This window comes from Paenarthrobacter sp. 10L420, from assembly GCF_056395385.1.
On record NZ_JBFTJK010000012.1, the window covers coordinates 100,509 to 121,632 of the forward strand.

The window sequence follows — 21,124 nt, forward strand, 5'->3', positions numbered from 1 at the left end:
CTGTACTAATAACGCTACCGTACAATGTACTAAAACGGAACACCCAGAGGAGATCCAGTGCCCACCGCAAGCCCGGAGCGCCTTCCGCTCAGCCGCGAAAGGGTTCTCGCATGCGCCGTGGAACTCGCGGACGAGTCGGGGATATCGGCGCTGACCATCCGCTCACTTGCGCAAAGCATGGGCACCAAGCCGATGTCCCTGTACTACTACGTGGCCAACAAGGACGAGATCCTGGACGGCATCGTGGACATGGTGTTCAGCGAAGTTGAGTTGCCCTCCCCGTCCGGTAACTGGCGGGAGGAAATGCATGATCGGGCACATGCGATGCGCGCGGCCCTTGCCCGGCATCCGTGGGCGGTGGGGCTGCTGGAAAGCCGCTCCTCCCCTGGCCCCGCAACACTCCGACACCACGAAGCGACGCTCGCCACCTTGCGGGAAGCAGGATTCTCCATCCAACTGACCGCCCACGCGTACGCGGCGCTGGACAGTTACATCTACGGTTTCGCCCTCCAGGAGGCAGCCTTGCCGTTTGAAGGCCGGGATACCGCAGCCGAAATCACCGCCCCCATCATGGAGCGATTCTCAACCGGGGAGTACCCGCGGATGGTGGAGATCGCCGTCGAGCATGTCCTCAAACCCGGCTACGACTTCGGCGACGAATTCGACTTTGGACTGAACCTGATTCTTGACGGCCTCACCCGATTGATGGACGATGCCGGCGCAGCAGGCGAATGACCTCCGCAGCCGTTGAGGTGCGTAAGGCAAAAGGGTACGGTCAGGGCATACTCGAGACGCCGTCCGATTTAAGGATCTGATGCCATGGCCAGAATTGAGGACTATGCAATCATCGGGGACTTGAACACGGCCGCCTTGGTGGCCCGCGATGGATCCATCGACTGGATGTGCCTGCCCCGTTTTGACTCCCCCGCGTGTTTCGCCGCCTTGTTGCACACCCCTGAAGCTGGTCGATGGCTCCTCGCGCCGGCAGATGCAGGGGCCCGGAACAGTGGAAACTGCACCCGGCGCCGCTACCGTCCGGACACCCTGATCCTGGAAACGGAATGGGAAGTGGACGGCGGCGCAGTCCGTGTCACCGACTTCATGCCCGTCCGGGATGACGCTGTAGATCTCGTTCGGATCGTGGAAGGCCTGTCCGGCGAGGTGGCCATGCGCGGGGAATTGATTCTCCGTTTCGACTACGGTCGCGTGGTGCCGTGGGTACGGCGCAACAAGCACGGAATCAGCGCCGTGGCGGGGCCCGACTCCGCCTATCTCACCACGCCCGCTCCGCTCAAGGGCCAGGACAGGCGCACGATCAGTGAGTTCACAGTGCGGGCCGGGGAACGCATCCCGTTCGTGCTTCGCTGGGCACCAAGCCACGAGCCGGAGCCCCGGCGTATCGACGCCGCCAAAGCATTTCACGCCACGGAGTCCTTCTGGCGCGAGTGGATTGACCGAAGCGAGATGGAGGGCAAGTACAAGGATCCGGTGGAGCGATCCCTCATCACCCTCAAGGCCCTGACATATGCCCCGACGGGAGGCATCGTTGCGGCTGCTACAACGTCCCTTCCCGAGCAACTGGGCGGTTCCCGTAATTGGGACTACCGCTATTGCTGGCTGCGGGATGCAACACTGACCCTGCAGTCGTTGCTTGCCGCCGGATACACGGAAGAAGCGGCAGCTTGGCGGGAATGGCTGCTCCGTGCTGTGGCGGGCGATCCTTCCGAGCTGCAAATCGTTTATGGCTTGGACGGCGCCCGCAGATTGCCGGAGGCCGAGATTCCGTGGCTTTCGGGCTACGAAAATTCCATGCCGGTCCGCACCGGGAATGCCGCCGCCCCCCAGCTGCAATTAGACGTTTGGGGTGAGGTGTTGGACGGGCTCTCGCTGACCAGGGCAGCTTCCCCGCCGGGCACCGTTGATACGTCTTGGGACATCCAAGTGGCGTTGATGGAGTACCTGGAAGGGGCCTGGGACCAGCCGGACAACGGGCTGTGGGAGATGCGAGGCCCCCGCAGGCATTTCACGCATTCCAAAGTCATGGCATGGGTAGCTGCGGATCGCATGGTCAAGGCCGTAAGAACCTCGGGGTTGCCCGGTCCCGCGGACCGCTGGGCGGCGCTGCGCAGGCAAATCCACTCGGAGGTTATGACCCGCGGTTTCGATGAAGAGCTCAACAGCTTTGTGCAGTCCTACGGCAGCAAGGAATTGGACGCCAGCCTGCTCTTGATCCCCCGCGTTGGCTTCCTGGGGCACCGCCACCCACGCGTTGCGGGAACGGTGAAAGCCATTCAGGAAGGCCTGACCGAGGACGGCCTGGTACTGCGCTACCGAACCGAGTCAGGCCACGACGGCCTGCCCGGCGAAGAGGGAGTCTTCCTTGCGTGCTCGTTCTGGCTGGTGGATGCGCTACTGGGCATTGGCCATACCGGCCAGGCAACGGCGTTGTTCGAGCGGCTGCTTACGCTCCGCAACGATGTCGGGCTGCTCAGCGAGGAATGGGATCCCAGAACCCAGCGCCAACTCGGCAATACTCCCCAGGCGTTCAGCCACTTTCCCCTGATCCACTGCGCCCTGCAACTCCATCACGGCGAAGCCCACGGCAGTGACACGCCGTTGCGCAGCCCGAAACACCCGGAGCAAGGTACCGACCAGCTCCCACAACAGGCCATCTCCGAAAGCGGCCCGGGCACCGATCATCCGGCGCCAAGAAAGCGCCCCGAACCCAGCCGCTAAAAAACGCAGTTACGATTCCGTCTTTTGATCGTCCGGATCCGCGGCTTCAGCCTTGTGCTTGGCTTCCTCCAAATGTTGATCCAGCTTGCGCTCGGCCTCCCGCCGACGCTGGCCGATAGTCCTCATCTGTTGTGTGGTCGGAGATCCAGCGTCGGTATCCTGCCACTGATCGCGTTCCTCTGACCCTGCGCCCTCGGGCACGCCGGGGCTCTTCTTCTCTTCATCGCCCATAAGGAAATCGTCCCATCGCGTGGGCTTCTGCGGTAGGACCAGTGGCTGGATAAACGCCCGACGGCGACCTCCCGCCGTCGGGCGTTTTCACCCCGAACCCTTGTCACCCAGAGCCCGCGGCGTCTAGGCTCAAAGCGGAGAAATCGTACTTGTGCCCAAGGTATCCGGTCTCCACTTGTCACAGGATGATCATGCCTGCGCAATCAGCCCACCCTCCTTTTCCCCTTTCCCCCTTGCCTTCCGAGCCCTTCTGCGACCAGTGCGGAACGGATGAGCACCTCCTCATCGAAACCATCGAACTCATCCAAACCGGCGGCAAAGCCCCCGGATCTGCCACAGGGTTGATCCACGTGGAGTATCGGTGCCAGGCTTGCGGATTCTCGCGGTCCCACGCAGCGGAAGTGGCCGACGTCGCCGATGTCCTGATCCGCTCGGATGAACCCCTGGGCGTTCTGCAATTCGGACGCTACCGTCTCCACTGTGGGGTGCCTATGCACACGGGCCCCGGGAAACTCCACCTGATTTCCTCAGGCGCCACAGGCCGGGCAGATCCGGAGCTTGAGACCTACTTGAATACCCGGGTGCTGCATTGCGATGAGTGTGGGTTCCAGATGGAGATACCGGACTAGCGCACATTTTCCTGGCTGCCGAAAAGAGTCCCTCCGAGAACCCCCAACAACCGGGACTCCCTCAGGCCCGGCGCCTGTGATGGTCTGGAACCATGACCACTGATACTTCGGGCGCACCATCAACCCGTCGCCTGCCGCTTGTTACCTATGTGCTCGCCGCGGGCGTGTTCCTCATGGGCACCACAGAATTCGTGGTGGCAGGGATCCTTCCAGAGATCGCCCAGGATCTGGGTATCACGGTAGGAAATGCCGGGCTGATGATTACCGTCTTCGCGGTTGGCATGATCGTTGGAACGCCCACCATGTCGATCCTCACCCTCAAGATGCCGCGACGCGTCACGCTCAGTCTCGCGTTAGTGGTTTTCGCCGTCGGGCATGTCATCGTCGCGCTCACCACCGACTTCGCAGTGATACTCGGTGCCCGGTTCCTGACGGCTCTGGCGACTGGCGCGTTCTGGGCCGTCGCCGCCGTCGTGGGTGCGAAGGCGGCCGGTGCCGCTTCAGCCTCCCGCGCGTTGGGGGTGGTCCTGGGCGGCGGCATGCTCGCCAACGTGATCGGCGTTCCGTTGGGGGCGTTTGCCGGCCAGTCGATCGGCTGGCGGGGTCCATTCTGGATCCTCACCGTCCTGGCACTCATGGCGGCAATTGTTGTTTACCGTTTGGTCGGCGTCGAACCTTCCTCTGGCCCCATCCCCTCAGTCCGGGCCGAGATCGCGAGCATGCGGGATGCCAGGATTTGGCTTGTTCTTGCAGGTTGCGCAATCGTGTGCGGATCCTCCCTTGCCGCTTACAGCTTCATCTCTCCGCTCCTGACACAGAACACGGGGATGGGAGCAGCAGCGGTTCCGCTGGTTCTCGTGGGCTACGGCGTCGGAGCGTTCATCGGCTCCAACCTCGGCGGCCATTTTGGCGCGCACCGCCCCTTCACGGCGCTGTTCGTATCGGCCGCAATGACGTTTCTAGTGCTCGGCGCTCTCTGCCTGCACTCAGGCAACGCCGTGCTGACGGTGATCCTGATCTTCTTGCTGGGCCTGTTCGGCATGGCAACCAACCCCATCCTCATAGGCAAAGCCGTCGGTTATGCGCACCATGCACCCACGCTCGCCTCGGCCCTCAGCACGTCCTCGTTCAACCTCGGCACCGCAGTGGGCTCGTGGATCGCAGGCTTCGCCCTTGAGTCGGCGCTCGGCGCCGCGGGTCCGGTGCTGGTGGGTACCTGCATAGCGGCACTGTATTTTCTCCCGCTCACCATTCTGTGGCGGAAAGAACGGTCACCTCAGCCGTCCGAGGCAGCCCTCTCAGGCTCAGCCTGAGCTGTGGTGCCGTACTCGCTGGCAGCCCACGAGGCGAGCAACTGCAGTCGCTCCGCCGAAGGCGATCCCGGTTCCGCACTGTAGATCGTGAGGGTCAGGCCGGGTTCAGCGGCCATTTCCAACCCTTCAAAAGCAAGCGTCAGCTCGCCCACAACGGGGTGATTGAACGTCTTGAAACCCGTCCCATGATGGCGGACGTTGTGCGCACCCCAGCGTTTCCGGAACTCATCGCTGCGGGTACCCAACTCACCGATGAGGTCATGAAGTTCCTTGTTGTGGGGATCGCGACCGGCTTCGGTCCGCAGGATTGACACGGTCACCTCGGCGAACGCATCCCAATCAGGATAGAAATCATGAGCGCGTTCATCCAAGAACGTGAAGCGCGCGATGTTCGGCGGTTGGCCCGGCATGTCGTAGCAATCTTTGTAGAAGGCCCGCGCCAAGGGATTGACCGCCAGCAGATCCATCCGGCCATTTCGAACGAACGCCGGACCGGCGGTGACAGCATCCAGCGCCCATTGCAGGCTCTGATGCGGAACATAGGACCTGGAGTTGCGGCGGCGCGGCGGCCGGGCCACCGGACTGGCCGCGTGGGCGAGGTCGAATAAGTGGGCCCGCTCGGCGTCGTCCAGGCACAACGCCCTGGCGATGCTCTCAAGCACCTGCGGGGAAGCTCCGCTGATCGCGCCCCGCTCAAGGCGCGTGTAATACTCCACGCTCAAACCGGCAAGTGTGGCTACTTCACTTCGCCGCAAACCCTTCACACGCCGGTTCGTGCCGGCGGGCAGTCCAACCTGCTCAGGGGCCACCTGGGCACGCCGAGAGATCAGAAATTCGCGGACCTCCGCTCGATTATCCATAGGCTCCACGCTAGGCCAAGCAGGTACCAGGAGGGAGTCCCTCCCGATACCTGCTTCGACAAACGCACGACGGCGACCTCCCGCCGTCGTGCGTTTCCCTCACCCAAATTCCTTGCCCAAGTACGGCGCGGTGTCAGTGTGGGACGTTAGGGTTGGTCCCAAGACATCTGACGAGGAGAGCAATTGCCGTACATCGTTGACTTCAAGAACGTTTCCACCGAGGGCCTGGAGTCTTCTCCGGTTGCCGAGGCGCTCGCAGGGTTGCGCGCCAACGAGGCCCGTTACTACAAGAACAAATACGACCACGACTTCACCGTGAGCCCCGCCAGTGAAGTCCCTGAAGTAGTAGATCGGGTAAGCCGGATCCTGAAGGAAGAGCGGGACATCGTCATCGAGTCCCGCCCCTTGGAGGCGACGGCCTTCGAAGTGGACGGTTTGCGCATGGATTACGTGTTCTACGAGTCAGGGCTGTCCATCAACGTCATGTACAGCATCGAGGACGGCGGGAAGCGGGCGGTCGGTTTCAAACTCACTGACGGCATGGACGTTCCGGAAGAACTGGAATCGCGCTTCAAGTTCGCCCGCCAGAAATCCAAGCTGGCAGGGGTGATCCGGGGTTCGTACTTCGTGATCAAGGGTCAATACTGACCGCTGGCTGTGAATACGGGCCCTATGCCAACGGGCGGGGACCCTCTATTCTCTTGACATGGGCGTTTGGGGAGCGTTGAACCGAACCAAACCTGGTTGCAACGGCATCGGGCGCAGGTGACTCATGGATCCCCACAACAAGGTCCCTCCCCCGGACAATTACGCCGCGTTCCTTGCTCGGCTGGATGCGGCGACCACAAGCCTGAGCACCCGGGCGAGGGCCTTGGACAAGGCGTTGACTGCGGTCTCGCTGCTCTTGGGACGATATCAACGGGCCCTTCGCGGTTGGGAACGGAGATTGGTCCGCGTCAATGAGGAACTAGCCCGTCATTCCGGCGAGCCGCAGACGTCGGCGGCCCTCAATGAGCTCCAACGAACTGCTGTTCAGATGGAGTCAATGCACAGTGCACAGGTTCTGCGACTTACAAAGAAACTGTCACTCATGCAAGGGCGACTCGACGCCATCGGCCGGTCGGTCCGGGAGCTTGAAGTCAGCAGAGCCAAACTGGATACGTCCCGTAGGTTGTCACAGGACCGCGAAAACCTGAGCAAGGCCCTCTATGAACTTGCTGGTACCGGCGGTGGCGCCGCGAAGGTCCCCGATCTGGGATTGCGGAATGATCTTAAGGAAGCACGCGAGGCAGTAATTCTGGCCGAAGCACTCCTGGAAGTGAAGGAATCCTGACCATGGAGAACACGCCCGACGCTGTTGAAATCGTGCGTTGGATGAGGAAACCCGGCGACAAACCCATCATCAAATTTGTCACTTTCAGCATCCTTGCTGTGATCCTGTGGCTGGTCCTGATGATCTTCATGGCTGCCCTGAGAAGCTTCATCCCCGCGGCGATATTCACAGCCGTGTTCGCTGCGATCCTCACTATTCCGACCGTCGCCGCCCAGAGGAGCCTGATGCGCGGCTTGGCAAAACGGATCAACGACACCCTCGCGGAGCTAACCGGAAGCTCCGACGACACGGTCTCCACAAAGCAGCTACGGAAATTGATCACGAGCGGTGAACAGCTTCCACTGCTCATCAATGGGGTTCCCGGTTTGCGGCTGCACGTCAAAAGGGTCGCCAGTGCCAAGGAAGACGGCTCCGAGAAACTCCTCGCAGTCATAACCGTTGCTCCGGTGAGCAGTGGAACTGCCAGCTTTGACCGGCTGCTCGAGGCGGCGTTGTACGGAGGACAGTAGCGCGGGAGCTGGCCGCCAGGAGGCTGCTGAATCAGTCGCGCCGTGGGGTGCGTCGGCTGGACTCGTGGGGCTGGTGGTTAAGACTGTTCCTATCCAACCGCAGGCACCGTCCGACGGGGCCATCGACAAAAAATCGCTGGATGAAGCCCGGGATCTGAGGCAGAATAAGGGTAAGCGGGCGGAACGACCCCGTTGTCGCACCCAAGGGTGCTGACCAGAACACGCCGCTAGACGGCCATTGGTGGCGTTCCGCCCGCCCCAACCACCCGCTTATTCAGCAGTCTCCTAGCCCTTGGGCACTAGAACGGGCCTGTCACGTTTCAGGCGAAGCTTCCATGGCGTCAGCGCAGATTCAAGCTGCTCCCGGAGATTCATTTTGGAAGCCCCCTCCACGCGTTCTTCAAAATGAATGGGCACCTCGGTGATCTCGAGGGCCCGCTGAGCGGCCCTGTAGTTCATCTCGACTTGGAAGGAATAGCCATCGCTCTTGATCGTTGAGACGTCAATAAGGCCGAGGGCTAAAGCGCTCCAGGCTTTATACCCAGCCGTGCAGTCCTTCACTCTCAACCCCAGGATCACACTCACGTAGAAGTTGGCCCAAGCGGAGAGGGCCTTTCGGTGCCAGGGCCATTCCGACGCCGTAGAGCCCCCGGCAATATAGCGCGAGCCGATAACAACGTCGGCATTCTCCTTCAGAATCTTGTCAATCATGGCTGGGATTGCTGCCACCGGATGGGATAAATCAGCGTCCATTTGGATGACAATTTCTGCATCTTGTGCCAACGCCCGGGTCATCCCAGCCACGTACGCTCGGCCCAGACCATCCTTTTCAGCCCTATGCAGCACGGAAACGGCACCGTTCGATTTCTTTGCCAACCTGTCTGCGACCTCCCCTGTCCCATCTGGGGAACTGTCATCGACAATGAGCACGTGGAGATTCGGAATGCCCAGTGAATCAAGCTGGGACGTCAGTAGCGGAAGATTCTCCCGTTCATTGTAAGTCGGTACGACAACGGTGACTTTTGGTGCTGTAGTGGTCAAAATATGGGTCCCCAATTCGGTTTCAGAAAGCGCCCGGTCCGTGCTGAACTGCACATGTCCGGGCCGGGTCAGTCTATTGATATCGCAGGGGCAATCTGAAACCGGGCCCACGCCAATCCGTGGAGCAAAAATGTCTGGCTCTGGACACATGGTTGATCCATCGAGACGGTTGGAAATCTTGCGGCAGCCAAAGGGTAGCGGCGCTGGGCCCTAAAAATGTCAGACCCTGGTGAGAGGGTTTATTCATGGCAAGCATTGGGGAGATTGTGGCGCGACGGGCAGCGATGTCTGGTGCCACTTTGCGCCCCCGAAGAGTTCCCCGAGCAAGCCACACCGTTCCTGCCAACGAGCTGGCGGCCCATGAAAGCCCGACGGCGGTAGTCACCGATTCGGACAACCCCAAGGGCATTTGGCTGCTTCGCGGCATTAAACCAGGGCCCTTCTCTGACCCTGATGAAGTGGACCGTGAAGTCGAGGTGGTTCGCGGCGTTGAACCGCAATCCTTCGCCCTCATTGGTGAAGTGGACCGTGAAGTCGAGCTGGTTCGCGGCGTTGAACCGCAATCCTTCGCCCTCATTGGTGAAGTGGACCCTGAAATCGCTCCTGAAGTCGCCCGAGTTTCCCCGGGAACTGACGATTTCCGTAGGTTTAGCGTTTCCCATGGGCTTGACGGTGCGCTGGGACTTGAGGGTGCGCTGACTGACAGCGTTGAGGCGTTGGAATCCCTGCGTTCCTTCACCGTAACCGGTGCCCTGACATTCGGGTTCACCGAGGCCGCGGGGTTCGCCGGGCGGGTGGAGGAGATTGCCCGGACCGTGGAGTACCTGCAGGTTGTCGCGGCGCATGCGGTGGAGCGGACCCGCACTCAAGCGCAGCAGACACGACCCTCCTCCGCGGCGGGCACGGGATGGCAGACAGGCTGGACCAACCCCGGAACCACCGGCTCGGACTCAGCCGGGGCTGTTGCTGGATCCGATGCTCCTGATGGATCCGCTACTACTGCGGGGCCAGGTGTTGTGGCTTCGGCAGTAGTTGTTACTGCGGCAGACGCTGCTGCGGTGGCGGATGATGGCTACCGGAACGCCGCGGAATTCCTGCGCGCGAGCCTGCGGATCAGCAAAAGCGAAGCCAACCGCCGGCTCGCCCTGGCCGGCGAGGTCCTCCCGCGGACCGGAATCGCCGGGCAACACATCCCGCCCCGCCGCGAAATCCTGGCCCAGGCCCTCGAAACCACACAGATACCCACCCGGTCCGCGACCATCATCAGCAGCGCACTGGAAAATGTCCGGCAGCTCACCGATGACGACACCCTCACCCGGATGGAACACGCCCTCACCGCAACAGCGGTGGAAACCGACCCGGACTTCGTCACCAAAATGGCTAAACGCTGGGTCGATTCGATCGACCAGGACGGTCCCGAACCGTCCGAGGAAGTTCTCCGCCAACTCCAAGGCGCGTTCTTCCGCCGCCGACGCCGCCACGGGCTCCACCACATCGAAATCTTCGCCACCGACGAACAATACGAAACCCTCACCACCGCCATGAACGTCGCCACCAACCCCCGACTCACCACCGGAGACAGCAACATCAATGGCGAGGGCGGCGGGACGAACAATGCCACCGGCGAAGGCGACGAGAGGGTTGACGAGAGCGGCGGCGGGAACAAACCAGCGGGCGTGGACCTGGACCGGCGTTCCCGGCCCATGAAACTCCTCGACGGACTCGTCGGAGCCTGCGCGGTCGCCATGACCACCGGGAAACTGCCAGCCAACGGCGGACTCCGCCCCCAGGTCACGACCACCATCAACGTGCGGGACCTCTTCCAACAACTCACCGGCACAGCCACCACCCCACCCGGCGCGGCAGCCACCACCCCGCCCGGCGCAGCCACCACCGCCACCACAGGACCTGACCCGCACCACTCCCGGACCAGCACCGGCACAGCAACGTTCCTGGGTCCGATGCACCCCAACACCATCCGCAAAATCGCCTGCGACGCCGACATCCTCCCCGTCCTGCTCGGAACCGACTCCCGCGTCCTGGACATCGGCCGCACCACCCGGATCTTCCCACCGCACATCCGCAAAGCCATCACCGCCCGCGACGGCGGCTGCGCATTCCCCGACTGCACCATGCCCGCCCCCTGGTGCGAAGCCCACCACATCACCTACTGGTCACACGGCGGCACCACAGGAACCGAGAACGGCACCCTGCTCTGCAGCCACCACCACCACGTCATCCACAAAGAACAATGGCGGATCGACATGAAAACCGGCGTGCCCTGGTTCACCCCACCACCACACATCGACCCCAAACAAACACCCCGACGCAACCACCACCACACACCCCTCAGAACGTAGGAGTGTGTCGCGTTCAATTGCGCCCCGGCTGCCTGGCTAAACAGCAGTGGCTATCTAACTGACGCCAAAAGCTCACAGCCGAAGGTGACAGCCCGAAGGCGACTGACCGAAGTGACAGCGCGCCGTCGAGCGCTCGTAAACTAAGCCCCGGACGTAAGCTGTGCCCCGGACGTAAGCTGAGCCGCGGCCCTAAACTCAGCCGCGACGAAGCCTTACCGCGACGTCGGCCAGCCCGTGTATGACTCTGCCAAGTACGCCTTGGCGTGCTCGGACGAGACCACGGAATGCAGCTCGCCCAGCTGACGTGCACGGTCGAAGTCCCCTGCGCCGGGAACGGTATGCAGCATGGAGGTCATCCAGTAAGAGAAATGCTGGGCCTTCCACACACGGTCCAGGGCGCGGTCGCTGTAGGAATCCAGCAGTGCGGTGGAACCGGTGGAGTAGAAGGAGTCCAAGCCTTCGAACAGCACCTTCACGTCGTGTATCGCGAGGTTAAGGCCCTTGGCGCCGGTGGGCGGGACGGTGTGTGCGGCATCGCCGGCAAGGAAAAGATTGCCGTGGCGCATCGGAGTGTGAACGAAGCTTCGGAACGGCAGGACCATCTTTTCCAGGACAGGGCCTTCGTTGAGCTCAAAGCCGTTGCCGTTTACACGTTTGCGCAATTCGGACCAGATGCGTTCATCGTCCCAGTCGGCCACGTTTTCCTTGGGGTCGCACTGGAAGTACATGCGCTGTACTGTCTCGGTTCTCTGGCTGATCAAGGCAAAACCGTGCTCGGAGTTTGCATAGATCAGTTCGTCAGAGCTGCGCGGAGCCTGGGCCAGGATACCGAACCAAGCGAACGGGTATTCGTGGAAGAACCACTTCCGGTTGGCTTCGGGGATCTGGAAGCGACAGTGGCTGCGGGACCCGTCAGCGCCAACGAGGAAGTCGGCCTGAATCTCGAACTCGTGGCACTCCGAGTCAGTGAACCAGACTTTCGGCTGACCCTCGAGATCGTGAACAGTGGTGTCCGTGACGCTGTACCGAACGTCGCCCCCGTCGGTCTCGCGCCGTGCGGCGAGGTCGGCGAACACGTCCGTTTGCGGGTACAACCATACGGACTCACCAACCAACTCTTTGAAGTTGATACGGTGGCTTTCGCCGTTGAATCGCAACTCGATGCCATCGTGCCGGTCACCTTCGCGCAGCACCCGGTCTGAGACGCCGGAGTCCAGCAGCAGGTTGACAGTGCCATGTTCCAGGATGCCTGCGCGGACAGTTTGATGGATCTGTTCGCGGCTGCGGACCTCCACCACCACGGATTCGATGCCTTGCTTGGCCAGCAAGTGGGAGAGCATGAGCCCGGCCGGTCCTGCGCCCATGATGGCGACTTGAGTAGTAACGGTAGTGCGTGCCATGGTGTTCCTCGCTTCGTTGCGGTCCCGCTGGGACGGGATGAGCCTGGACTCAGTGTGGCGCGTGTCGGGTGACCGACGTTACATGGATTCCGTTCAACGGAAACCCATATCAATCCCTAAGTTGTCTGCCTATGCCCCGGGCGGCGGTCTGTAGCGCCGGAACGAGGGCCTGCAGCCGCATCTCATCCAAGGGCACCACCACGCCAAGGGCCGCTACAGTGCGCCGCTTGCCGTTCATCACCGGCACCGCGATACCCCAGGTGTCCGGATCGACGACGCCAGCCAACTGCGCATAGCCCAGCTGCGCGGCCTCCGCCAACAGGTGCCGTACGACGTCGGAAGTCACCTTTCCAGCCGGGTCATGGAATTGCTCGAGGTACTCCGCCTGCAATTCTCGGGACTGGTGTGCCATCAGCGCCAGGCCGGCGGAGGAAATGTGGACCGGCATGCGACCGGCGACGCGTGCTCGATTTGCAACGGAGCCACGACGCGAAAGTCGCTCCACGAACAGCGCCTCCCAGCCCTCAAGCACTGCGAGGTTTACGTTCTGGTTCAAGACTTGCTGAATATCCTCCATGAAGGGCATGGCCGCTTGGCGGAGTGCGAGCGTGGGCGAATTTCTGTTGACGAGTTCCCACAATCGGAGCCCGAGCCGAACGTTCCCGCCAGCACCAAGTTCCAGCAAGCCATGCTCGGAGAGTTGCCGCACCAGCCGGTGGGCGGACGACAACGGGAGGCCGGACCTGTCGGCGAGTTCGCTCAGTTGCAGGGAGGTGGCCCCCTCGGGGAACGCCTCAATCACCCGAACTACGCGATCCACCACGGAGTCGCCAGATGCTGAGTTGGCCACGATGCGCTCCTTTGCTGCTGTTCCTATGTCAGACGCCTCTTCTACCAAACGCCACAGTGCGCGTCTTCCATTCAATGGTAGAACGTGCTTCAGGTTACTCCCCTCGGTGATACAACTCTCATAACTGACCGGCCGTTCTGCTGGCCACATCCACTCTCAAGACGAACTCCCGAGGACACTATGCCAACGATGCCATCTGCCCGCCGCTCCCAATGGCCAGTCTGGCTTTGCTGGCTTGCCATGGTCTTGGACGGCTTCGACCTGGTGGTCCTGGGGACGGTGATTCCAACACTCATCAAGACCGGCGACATAGGCTTTGACGCCGTTGGAGCTACCTTCGCTGCAACTATCTCCTTGGTGGGCGTGGGACTCGGCGCCCTGTTTATCGCTCCGCTGTCCGATAAGTTCGGCCGACGGAAGCTCTTGATCGCCTGCGTAGCGGGCTTCTCACTCTTCACAATCGGAGTCGCTTTCGCACCCAACGTGGCGGTCTTCTCGATCCTGCGCCTTCTGGCAGGCCTCGGGCTCGGCGCTTGCCTTCCCGCCGCCCTCGCGTACATGAACGACTACGCACCGGCAGGATCAGCCGGAAAGTCGACCACGCGGACCATGACCGGCTACCACGTAGGCGCTGTTGCGACAGCGTTCCTGGCCATCCTCGTGGTCCCCAACTGGCGCCTCATGTTTATCATTGGCGGCATCGCAGGGCTGGCGCTCCTTCCATTCCTGTGGGCAAAACTGCCGGAGTCGCTCCCCGAAGCAGCCCCCGTCAAGGTGGACGAAACGACAAAGGCGGCACCCGGCGTCGTGCCTTCCACTGGCGGCAAGCAAAAGACCGGGTTCCGCGACCTCCTGCAAAAGCCGTATCCGCTGGTGGCCGTGGGAATTGGCATCGCGTCGTTCATGGGATTGTTGCTGGTTTATGGCTTGAACACGTGGTTGCCGCAGTTGATGGCAGCTGCGGGTTACACCGTGAGCACAGGCCTGACGCTGCTGCTGGTCCTCAACCTCGGTGCCGTGGCCGGGCTGGTTTTAGCCGGAATTCTTGCCGACCGGCATGGAACCAAGAAGATAGTGCTGCTGTGGTTCGGGCTTTCAGCAGTGTTCCTGGCCGTCCTCAGCGTGAAGATCCAGAGTGAGTTCCTGCTCAACGCCGCGGTGTTTGTCACCGGCGTCTTCGTCTTCAGCTCGCAGGTTCTGGTCTATGCATGGGTCAGTCAGCTGTTTCGGGCGCGACTCCGGGGAACCGCACTCGGGTTCGCTGCCGGCGTCGGACGCCTTGGCGCGATTGTTGGTCCTGCCGTGACTGGAACACTGGTGGCCGCAAACATTGCCTATCCCGCCGGCTTCTACGTGTTCGCCGCAGCGGGAGTTTTGGCTGTCGCAGCGCTGCTCCTGGTGCCTCATCAGGTCAAAAGTCCTGAGCCCGTGCCAGCGGGAGAACGGTAACTACCGGTACGACGCTAAGTGCTCCGCTGGCCCTCCAACTTTCCGGACTGTGGGTGAAGCGACTCGCGGGCCTTGCCCAACAGCTGCGGTCCGGCCGCGTAGCAGCGATCGGTATATTGGCGGAGCGCCGGAAGTGCCTGGACGGCGTAGTCGAAGTGTTCCTCGCGGATCATCGACTCGATGGCCTTGCACTGGTCCTCAGTCTCAAGCGCGCCCACCATTGCCGAGGAGATCTTGAGGCTCAGCACAGCGTCCATGCTGGCATCGGCATCGTGTTGGCAGAGGCCGTTCGTGATCCTCAGGAGCCTGCCCGGCAACATCGAAAGGTAAGTGGAGAGGAAACGCAACGCTGGGGTGGGGTCTCCCATTTCATCGGCCAGGGCCTGCAACCTGCACGGTTCCAGAGCCGGAACCTGACTGTGTGCCTCGTCAGTCATGGCTGGCTGCTTGTGGCTGGGCGGTGTCTTCCAACGTCGATTTGTTGGGGTCCTTACTCCAGATGGAGGCGAGCATCCCGATGACCAGGATCCCGGGCGCTCCATACATCAGGATGTTCAGGACGAGCGGTTCACGGAGGGCACGAATGGCATTCCCGACGTAAGGGATGGTCGCGATCTGCTTATCCACCGTTTTGCCCTGCAGGGTGGCGATCCATGGATCGATACCATTATTCGCGTCGCCCTTGGTCTGGACAGCTACGCCGCCATCGGCGGTAGTGGTGATCTCAGTGATGCGATGCGTCTCCACCCGCTGGTCTTCAACGGGGATGTGGTAAGTGATGATGTCGCCCACCTTGAGGTCGACGATCGGCGTCGGAACGGTCACGACGACGTCGCCCGGGTTGATCAACGGCGCCATCGACCCTGTCAGCATCGTGGAGGTTTGGTAGCCCAGGATCCGCGGACCGATCGCCAGCAAGAGGAAAACCAAGGCCGCCACGGCCAGCATGGTGAAACCGAGGAATTTCATCGTCTTAGCAGCGATACGGCGGAACGCACCCGGGGCCGCGGCGGCTTCCGCGGAGGTCTCGACGGCTTTGGCTGGAATCGCGGCTTTGGCGGGGGTCTCGACGGCGGTTGTCGCGGGTGCCGCTGTGGGCTGCTTCACCCCGGCGGTGGCTAAAGTCATTGACGTCTTTGCAGGCTTTGCGGCTGAACGCCGGCCCTTGAGGGCGGCTCCGCTGATGCTGGTCAGTGCGCTCATGGTCCTGGCGTTCCTTCCTGTGTTGGTGATCTTCTGTTCGAGTCTGGGCTATCTGGCTCAGGTTTCCTGCCGGAAAGCCTCAAGTCTGGCTCAGGAAATACCGGCGGACCTGATCGGGCAGGGGGGCGCCCGACCAGGCCCGGCGGGGCTCTGTGGTGATGCTTAAGGTGGTGATGCTTGCTCTCGTGTTACAGGACTCGTGTTACAGGGCTGGCGCTACTTGATGGTTTCGGTGCGCTGGGTGCCGGTGAAGGCGAAGCCGATGGTGCTCGTGGCGCCCTGGAAGGTGTCGTTGGCCGTGGTGGGGAACGCGGTGGTGACCTTGAGGTAGTCGGTTTTGGCCGAGGTGAGGGCGGTCAGGTTGTTCAGGACCTTGTTCGCGGTGATCACCGGGGCGGCGGCCATGACCGTGGTCTTCGTGCCCGTGCAGGTGTAGGGGGCTGCGGCGCCGGTCCAGGCGACCGAGCAGTTCTCGATGGTCAACTGCAGGCCGTTGGTCACATCCGTGGTGAGCAGTGAGGCGGTGGCCCCGGCGGAGGTGGTGAGGGTGACGTTGTTCAGGTCCGAGTTGCCGGTGTTGGCCAAGGTGACGAGCTTTTCGACTTTGTCTCCGGGCAGCAGGCCCGCGACGGGGACGTTGAGGGTGTTGTTCGCTCCGGTGCCCAGGGCGATGGTGACGGTGCCGGCGGTGACTTGCTGGCTGGCCGAGGTGGAGGAAGTGAACGCGCCATAGGTTCCCATGCCGGCGACCGCGGCTGCGGTGCCGAGCAGTGCGACGGAAGCGAGGACCTTGCCGGAGGTGGTCTTGAGGCTGATGGCCATGGGAATCAGTGTCCTTTCGGGAGGCCACCGCTGCCGGCCGGCCGTTTCATGTGCCGGCCCTGAGTGGCTGACAAGAAACACTGTGCCGGGCCAGGATCAAGAACCACTCCTGCAATCCATCAACACTTGCTCAGGAAAAGATCAAGAGTATTTTTTCCTTTTCCCACCACATGGCAGGCGCTCTGGACTGATGATAAGCAACCTGATAATCCTGTAACGAGGGGAAAAGCCTAGATAAAGAGGTGGGATCATGGTGGATCGCATTACGGATATATGGGGCGCGAGGACCCCGTTTGCACGGCAAGCGGAGTGGCCTTCCCGCGTTGACTACGCCCTGCAGGAAGGCCTCACGGAGGGCGACGTCGACCACTGGGTCCAATCCGCCTGCGTGCTGTGCAGCAATGGCTGCGGCTGCGACATCGCCGTTAAGGACGGCGTCATGGTGGGCATTCGCGGCCGCGCGGAAGACCGCATCAACAGGGGGCGGCTTGGACCAAAAGGGCTTTTCGCAAGCTGGCAGGGCGTCTCCAACAAGGACCGTCTCACCCAACCATTGATCCGCGAAGGCGGCGAATTGGTCGTGACTGATTGGGACACGGCCATGAAGCGGATCGTGGAACGCAGCAAGCAACTCCTGAAGGAGAAGGGTCCACTCAGCCATGGTTTCTACACCAGCGGGCAGCTGTTCCTTGAGGAGTACTACGCCTTGGGCGTGATAGGGAAGGCCGGCATCGGGACACCCCACATGGACGGAAATACCCGCCTTTGTACTGCGACAGCGGCATCCGCGCTCAAGGAAACGTTCGGAGCAGACGGACAGCCTGGCGCCTACGAGGACATCGACAACTGCGATGCCATCTTCCTTTACGGCCACAACATGCCCGAGACGCAGACCGTTCTATGGAGCCGCATCCTGGATCGACTTTCAGGACCCAACCCACCAAAACTCGTGTGCGTTGACCCAAGAAATACAGAGGCCGCCCGTTTTGCCGACGTCCACCTGGCCCTGCGGCCAGGGACCAATCTCGCCCTCATGCATGCCCTGGTCCGGGAGGTGCTGCAGAACGGCTGGGAGGATCCCGCTTACATTCAGGACCACACGCTCGGCTACGACGAGCTGAAATCCACTGTGGAGGAATGGACACCGGAGGCCGCTGCCGAGGTGTGCGGTGTCAGCGCCCACGACATCAGGAAGGCAGCCCGCATCTTCGGCACCTCGGATCGGGTACTTTCCACCGTTTTGCAGGGGTTCTACCAATCATCACAGGCCACGGCTTCCTCCTGCCAAGTCAATAATCTGCACCTGTTACGCGGGATGCTCGGCAGACCTGGAGCCGGCCTACTACAGATGAACGGGCAGCCGACGGCACAAAACAACCGTGAATGCGGGGCCGACGGCGACCTCCCGGGCTTCCGTAATTGGCACAACCCGAAACACGTTGAAGAACTGGCCTCCCTGTGGAACGTGGATCCCGCGATCATCCCCCACTGGGCACCGCCAACCCATGCCATGCAAATCTTCCGCTACGCCGAGCAAGGATCCATTAATTTCCTTTGGGTTTCGGCTACGAACCCTGCCGTCTCCCTGCCCGAGCTGCCCCGGATACGCGAGATCCTGGCTAAGCCGGAACTGTTCCTGGTGGTGCAGGATCTGTACCTTACCGAAACCGCCAGCATGGCCGACGTCGTCCTCCCCGCCGCGGCATGGGGCGAAAAGACAGGGACATTCACCAACGCATCCCGCGTGGTCCATATCTCTGATAAGGCCGTAGACCCGCCGGGCGACGCCCGCAGTGATCTGAATATTTTCCTGGACTACTCCAACCGAATGGGCTTCACTACCCTGGATGGCACCCCCTTGTTGACGTGGGAGGGTCCGGAAGACGCTTTCGAAGCCTGGAAGGAGTGCTCGCGCGGACGCCCTTGCGACTACACCGGGCTGAGTTACTCGAAACTACGTGGCGGCAGCGGGATCCCGTGGCCATGCAATGAGCAAAACCCGGAAGGCACCACCCGCCTCTATGTCGACGGCGTTTTTCCGACCGATCCTGACTATTGCGAGAACTACGGTCACGACCTTTTGACGGGAGCCGAAGTGGAGCCTGAGCCTTACCGCGCCAAGATGCCCAAAGGCCGCGCCTGGCTCAAAACAACCAAGTACCATCCACCGCACGAGGAACCGGACGACGACTACCCGCTCCGATACACCACCGGGCGGACGGCATACCACTTCCACACACGGACCAAGACAGGACGCTCCCGGACCCTCAATGCGGCAGCCCCACGGATGTGGGTGGAACTCTCGGTCGAGGACGCTTCCGCGCTGGGGATCACAGAGGGCGACATCGTCCGCGTCTCGTCCCGGCGAGGCCTTATCGAAGCGCCGGCCCGCGTCAGCGGCGTCCGGCCGGGCACGGTTTTTGCGCCTTTCCACTACGGATACTGGGACTCAACGCCATCCAGCCCGCCTGATGCTGCCAACGATTCGCGGAAGACCGCAGCCAACGAGCTCACCATCACCGAGTGGGATCCGGTGTCAAAGCAACCGCTTTACAAGAATGCCGCAGTGAAAGTAGAGAAAATCCGCGACGGCGACGGACCGGCACCGGCGCCCAACACCACCGCTTCACGGCAGGCAGGCCAACAATGAACCTCAATATCTACCTGGGTTTACTGCATCAGGGCGAAGCCACCCTGGCCGAGTCCTTCCGGCAGGTCTCCGATGGCCACAGCTCCGAGCCCGATATTCATTTCCTCTGCCAGTCCTTGGCCAAGCAGTGCGATAAGCACGAAGAACTCCTCCTCCCTATCGCGGAGCGGTACGGCAAAGACACATCGGACCATGAGCCCGAGCGGCTCCATGGCGAGGGTTTATCGGAAACGCGAACCGGTCCTGTCGGCCTCCTTCGCGACCTGCAGGACCTGTATCTGCTGGCGAGCTTGGTCGATGTCACGTGGACTGTGGTGAATCAAGCCGGGTCCGCACTTCGCGACGACGAGCTGCTCGCCGTCGTCGAACAGTGCCACAAAGAGACAGAGGTTCAGCTGAGCTGGTTGAAAACCCGGATGAAGCAGGCCGCGCCGCAAGCGCTGCTCGTCGCAGACTAAGGAGGTCGCAGACTAAGTAGGTCGCAGCCTACGTCAGCGGTGCAGCAGCCCCAGGATCGGGAGGGCGACCGCCGTCGAAATTGCCATGGCGGCGGTGTTGCCGATGACCGCGTGGAAACCCTCCGGCAGCCGGGCCGAAATAGCCCTGGCGATGGGAGGGGCAAGCACGGCTCCAAGCAATGCACCGCCGATGATGCTCTGCCACGAGCCGTCGTAGGCGAGCACGGCGGCCGGCGCCACTGAGACCAGTGACGCGTAGGTGGCAGCCCACCCACCATTGCGGAACCACCCCCGCCAAAGAACAACGCCGATAGCCGAGGTTAGGGCCTGCGCGAACAGGATGTGCGGAACCAGGTTGGAACCGTAGGCAGGCAGTGCAGGATTGAGCAAGAATGCCGTCGCGACGCCAAGGATCATGCCCGCGCTGGCGAGTTCGTTGGCGAAGAATTGGGTTTCCGTGAAGTCAGAGAGGACCCGGCGCGCCGCCCATATGGCGTCCCGAAGAACAGGGTTAACGCCCGACGGCGGGTGGATGGCTTGCGGCTGCTGAGTCGAGTTGCGTAGGACAAGCCAGGGCAATTTCCGGGCAATGAGGAAAGCCAGCACTGATCCCAAGGACATCGCGAGGACGTTCGTCACCACGGCCGGCAGTCCCAGCGGCGCGGCGACCGTTGGGATCAGCACCAACGCGGTGGGCGTTACGGAGAAGGCGCCGAGCACAGCTCCGGTCATGCAGGTCCGCCAACCGGGTCCGTACATCAGGACCAAGGCCGGGGCCACGCAAACAAAAGGCACGAACGTGGGCTGCCATCCGTCGTCGAGCATCCTGCCGAAAACCAAGGTGGACAACAGCAAACTGAGCGACGCCGACGTCAGCACCCACGGCCACAGTCCGGTGCCATACGTCAGCTGGCCAGCCCAGTTCTTGCCCCGTCGGCCAGCGAACCAAGCCAACAAAGCCCCGGCAAGCAACCCGCAAGCTGCCAGCTCTGATTTGTAGAACAGTGGCTCAGTCATGTCGCCAAAGAACCATCGGACCGCTGCAAAAGGTGAGTTGGTGACCGATGCAGCCCAGCCTTCAAACGCCGGGCTGAGCCGCGGCGATTGCTGCGCGAGCGTGTGGAGGACAAGAGCGATCACTCCCGCGAGGATGACCGAGGCCAGCGCGCCCAACGCTGTCCCGATGACGCCGAACTCAGTTGCAGTCTTCTTCGGAGCAGGATCCGGCCGACGGCAGGGCGCGCCGTCGACAGCTGAGGTGAGCATCGTTGATAACCCTT

Annotated in this window: 20 protein-coding genes; 11 read left to right on the forward strand and 9 right to left on the reverse strand. The window is 62.0% G+C overall.

Annotation, left to right across the window (positions count from 1 at the left end):
• Window positions 1–57: 57 nt before the first annotated feature.
• Together AC1DD5_RS17215 and AC1DD5_RS17220 are read left to right on the forward strand one after the other, a co-directional pair.
• Window positions 58–735: a TetR/AcrR family transcriptional regulator C-terminal domain-containing protein gene (locus AC1DD5_RS17215; RefSeq protein WP_477517650.1), complete on the forward strand. Its 678-nt coding sequence runs from the start codon at window positions 58–60 to the stop codon at window positions 733–735.
• Window positions 736–819: 84 nt separating this feature from the next.
• On the forward strand, window positions 820–2,736 hold the full coding sequence (locus AC1DD5_RS17220; protein ID WP_477522225.1) for a glycoside hydrolase family 15 protein: 1,917 nt from the start codon (window positions 820–822) through the stop codon (window positions 2,734–2,736).
• A gap of 9 nt (window positions 2,737–2,745) precedes the next feature.
• Here the strand turns inward: AC1DD5_RS17220 and AC1DD5_RS17225 are convergent, their stop codons facing one another.
• Window positions 2,746–2,967, reverse strand: a complete 222-nt coding sequence (locus AC1DD5_RS17225; protein ID WP_442004358.1) for a hypothetical protein — start codon at window positions 2,965–2,967, stop codon at window positions 2,746–2,748.
• A 191-nt stretch (window positions 2,968–3,158) separates the two neighbouring features.
• Between AC1DD5_RS17225 and AC1DD5_RS17230 the strand changes: the two genes are divergently transcribed.
• Window positions 3,159–3,596 carry a hypothetical protein gene (locus AC1DD5_RS17230; protein WP_477522226.1) on the forward strand — a complete coding sequence of 146 codons (438 nt, stop codon included), beginning with the start codon at window positions 3,159–3,161 and terminating at the stop codon, window positions 3,594–3,596.
• 92 nt (window positions 3,597–3,688) lie between these two features.
• Window positions 3,689–4,909 carry an MFS transporter gene (locus tag AC1DD5_RS17235; RefSeq protein ID WP_477522227.1) on the forward strand — a complete coding sequence of 407 codons (1,221 nt, stop codon included), beginning with the start codon at window positions 3,689–3,691 and terminating at the stop codon, window positions 4,907–4,909.
• Here AC1DD5_RS17235 and AC1DD5_RS17240 read toward each other — a convergent pair.
• Window positions 4,873–5,769, reverse strand: a complete 897-nt coding sequence (locus AC1DD5_RS17240; RefSeq protein WP_477522228.1) for a helix-turn-helix transcriptional regulator — start codon at window positions 5,767–5,769, stop codon at window positions 4,873–4,875. The two genes, AC1DD5_RS17235 and AC1DD5_RS17240, sit on opposite strands and share 37 nt — an antisense overlap.
• A 183-nt stretch (window positions 5,770–5,952) precedes the next feature.
• Here AC1DD5_RS17240 and AC1DD5_RS17245 point away from each other — a divergent pair, with 183 nt between their 5' ends.
• The 3 genes from AC1DD5_RS17245 to AC1DD5_RS17255 all read left to right on the forward strand — a co-directional run bounded on the left by AC1DD5_RS17245 (window position 5,953) and on the right by AC1DD5_RS17255 (window position 7,611).
• Window positions 5,953–6,417, forward strand: a complete 465-nt coding sequence (locus AC1DD5_RS17245) for a phage tail protein (RefSeq protein ID WP_442019018.1) — start codon at window positions 5,953–5,955, stop codon at window positions 6,415–6,417.
• A 124-nt stretch (window positions 6,418–6,541) separates the two neighbouring features.
• The gene (locus tag AC1DD5_RS17250; RefSeq protein WP_442019017.1) at window positions 6,542–7,102 is read left to right on the forward strand and encodes a hypothetical protein; all 561 of its coding nucleotides are present in this window, start codon (window positions 6,542–6,544) and stop codon (window positions 7,100–7,102) included.
• 2 nt (window positions 7,103–7,104) lie between these two features.
• The gene (locus tag AC1DD5_RS17255; protein WP_477522229.1) at window positions 7,105–7,611 is read left to right on the forward strand and encodes a hypothetical protein; all 507 of its coding nucleotides are present in this window, start codon (window positions 7,105–7,107) and stop codon (window positions 7,609–7,611) included.
• 285 nt (window positions 7,612–7,896) lie between these two features.
• On the opposite strand, the gene AC1DD5_RS17260 is transcribed toward AC1DD5_RS17255, so the two are convergent.
• Entirely contained in the window at window positions 7,897–8,763 is an 867-nt protein-coding gene (locus tag AC1DD5_RS17260) for a polyprenol monophosphomannose synthase (protein ID WP_477522230.1), read from the reverse strand.
• Window positions 8,764–8,897: 134 nt separating this feature from the next.
• On the opposite strand from AC1DD5_RS17260, the gene AC1DD5_RS17265 reads away from it, so the two are divergent.
• Window positions 8,898–11,012, forward strand: coding sequence for an HNH endonuclease signature motif containing protein (locus AC1DD5_RS17265; RefSeq protein ID WP_477522231.1), 2,115 nt, complete (start codon window positions 8,898–8,900; stop codon window positions 11,010–11,012).
• Between the two features lie 212 nt (window positions 11,013–11,224).
• Here the strand turns inward: AC1DD5_RS17265 and AC1DD5_RS17270 are convergent, their stop codons facing one another.
• Entirely contained in the window at window positions 11,225–12,412 is a 1,188-nt protein-coding gene (locus AC1DD5_RS17270) for a 4-hydroxybenzoate 3-monooxygenase (RefSeq protein WP_477522232.1), read from the reverse strand.
• A 109-nt stretch (window positions 12,413–12,521) separates the two neighbouring features.
• Window positions 12,522–13,262, reverse strand: a complete 741-nt coding sequence (locus AC1DD5_RS17275) for an IclR family transcriptional regulator (protein ID WP_477522233.1) — start codon at window positions 13,260–13,262, stop codon at window positions 12,522–12,524.
• Window positions 13,263–13,442: 180 nt separating this feature from the next.
• Here AC1DD5_RS17275 and AC1DD5_RS17280 point away from each other — a divergent pair, with 180 nt between their 5' ends.
• Complete coding sequence (locus tag AC1DD5_RS17280) at window positions 13,443–14,711, forward strand: MFS transporter (RefSeq protein ID WP_477522234.1); 1,269 nt, start codon at window positions 13,443–13,445, stop codon at window positions 14,709–14,711.
• 14 nt (window positions 14,712–14,725) lie between these two features.
• Here the strand turns inward: AC1DD5_RS17280 and AC1DD5_RS17285 are convergent, their stop codons facing one another.
• From AC1DD5_RS17285 to AC1DD5_RS17295, 3 genes are all read right to left on the reverse strand, one after another.
• Window positions 14,726–15,148 (reverse strand): Hpt domain-containing protein, encoded by a 423-nt coding sequence (locus AC1DD5_RS17285; protein ID WP_477522235.1) that lies wholly within the window; start codon window positions 15,146–15,148, stop codon window positions 14,726–14,728.
• Window positions 15,141–15,914: a signal peptidase I gene (locus AC1DD5_RS17290; protein ID WP_477522236.1), complete on the reverse strand. Its 774-nt coding sequence runs from the start codon at window positions 15,912–15,914 to the stop codon at window positions 15,141–15,143. Before AC1DD5_RS17290 ends, AC1DD5_RS17285 begins: the two co-directional genes overlap by 8 nt.
• Before the next feature lie 216 nt (window positions 15,915–16,130).
• Window positions 16,131–16,736, reverse strand: coding sequence for a TasA family protein (locus AC1DD5_RS17295; RefSeq protein WP_477522237.1), 606 nt, complete (start codon window positions 16,734–16,736; stop codon window positions 16,131–16,133).
• A 250-nt stretch (window positions 16,737–16,986) separates the two neighbouring features.
• Between AC1DD5_RS17295 and AC1DD5_RS17300 the strand changes: the two genes are divergently transcribed.
• Window positions 16,987–19,386, forward strand: a complete 2,400-nt coding sequence (locus AC1DD5_RS17300; protein WP_477522238.1) for a molybdopterin oxidoreductase family protein — start codon at window positions 16,987–16,989, stop codon at window positions 19,384–19,386.
• The gene (locus tag AC1DD5_RS17305; protein WP_477522239.1) at window positions 19,383–19,844 is read left to right on the forward strand and encodes a hypothetical protein; all 462 of its coding nucleotides are present in this window, start codon (window positions 19,383–19,385) and stop codon (window positions 19,842–19,844) included. Before AC1DD5_RS17300 ends, AC1DD5_RS17305 begins: the two co-directional genes overlap by 4 nt.
• Before the next feature lie 33 nt (window positions 19,845–19,877).
• Here the strand turns inward: AC1DD5_RS17305 and AC1DD5_RS17310 are convergent, their stop codons facing one another.
• On the reverse strand, window positions 19,878–21,110 hold the full coding sequence (locus tag AC1DD5_RS17310; protein WP_477522240.1) for a hypothetical protein: 1,233 nt from the start codon (window positions 21,108–21,110) through the stop codon (window positions 19,878–19,880).
• Window positions 21,111–21,124 lie beyond the last annotated feature (14 nt).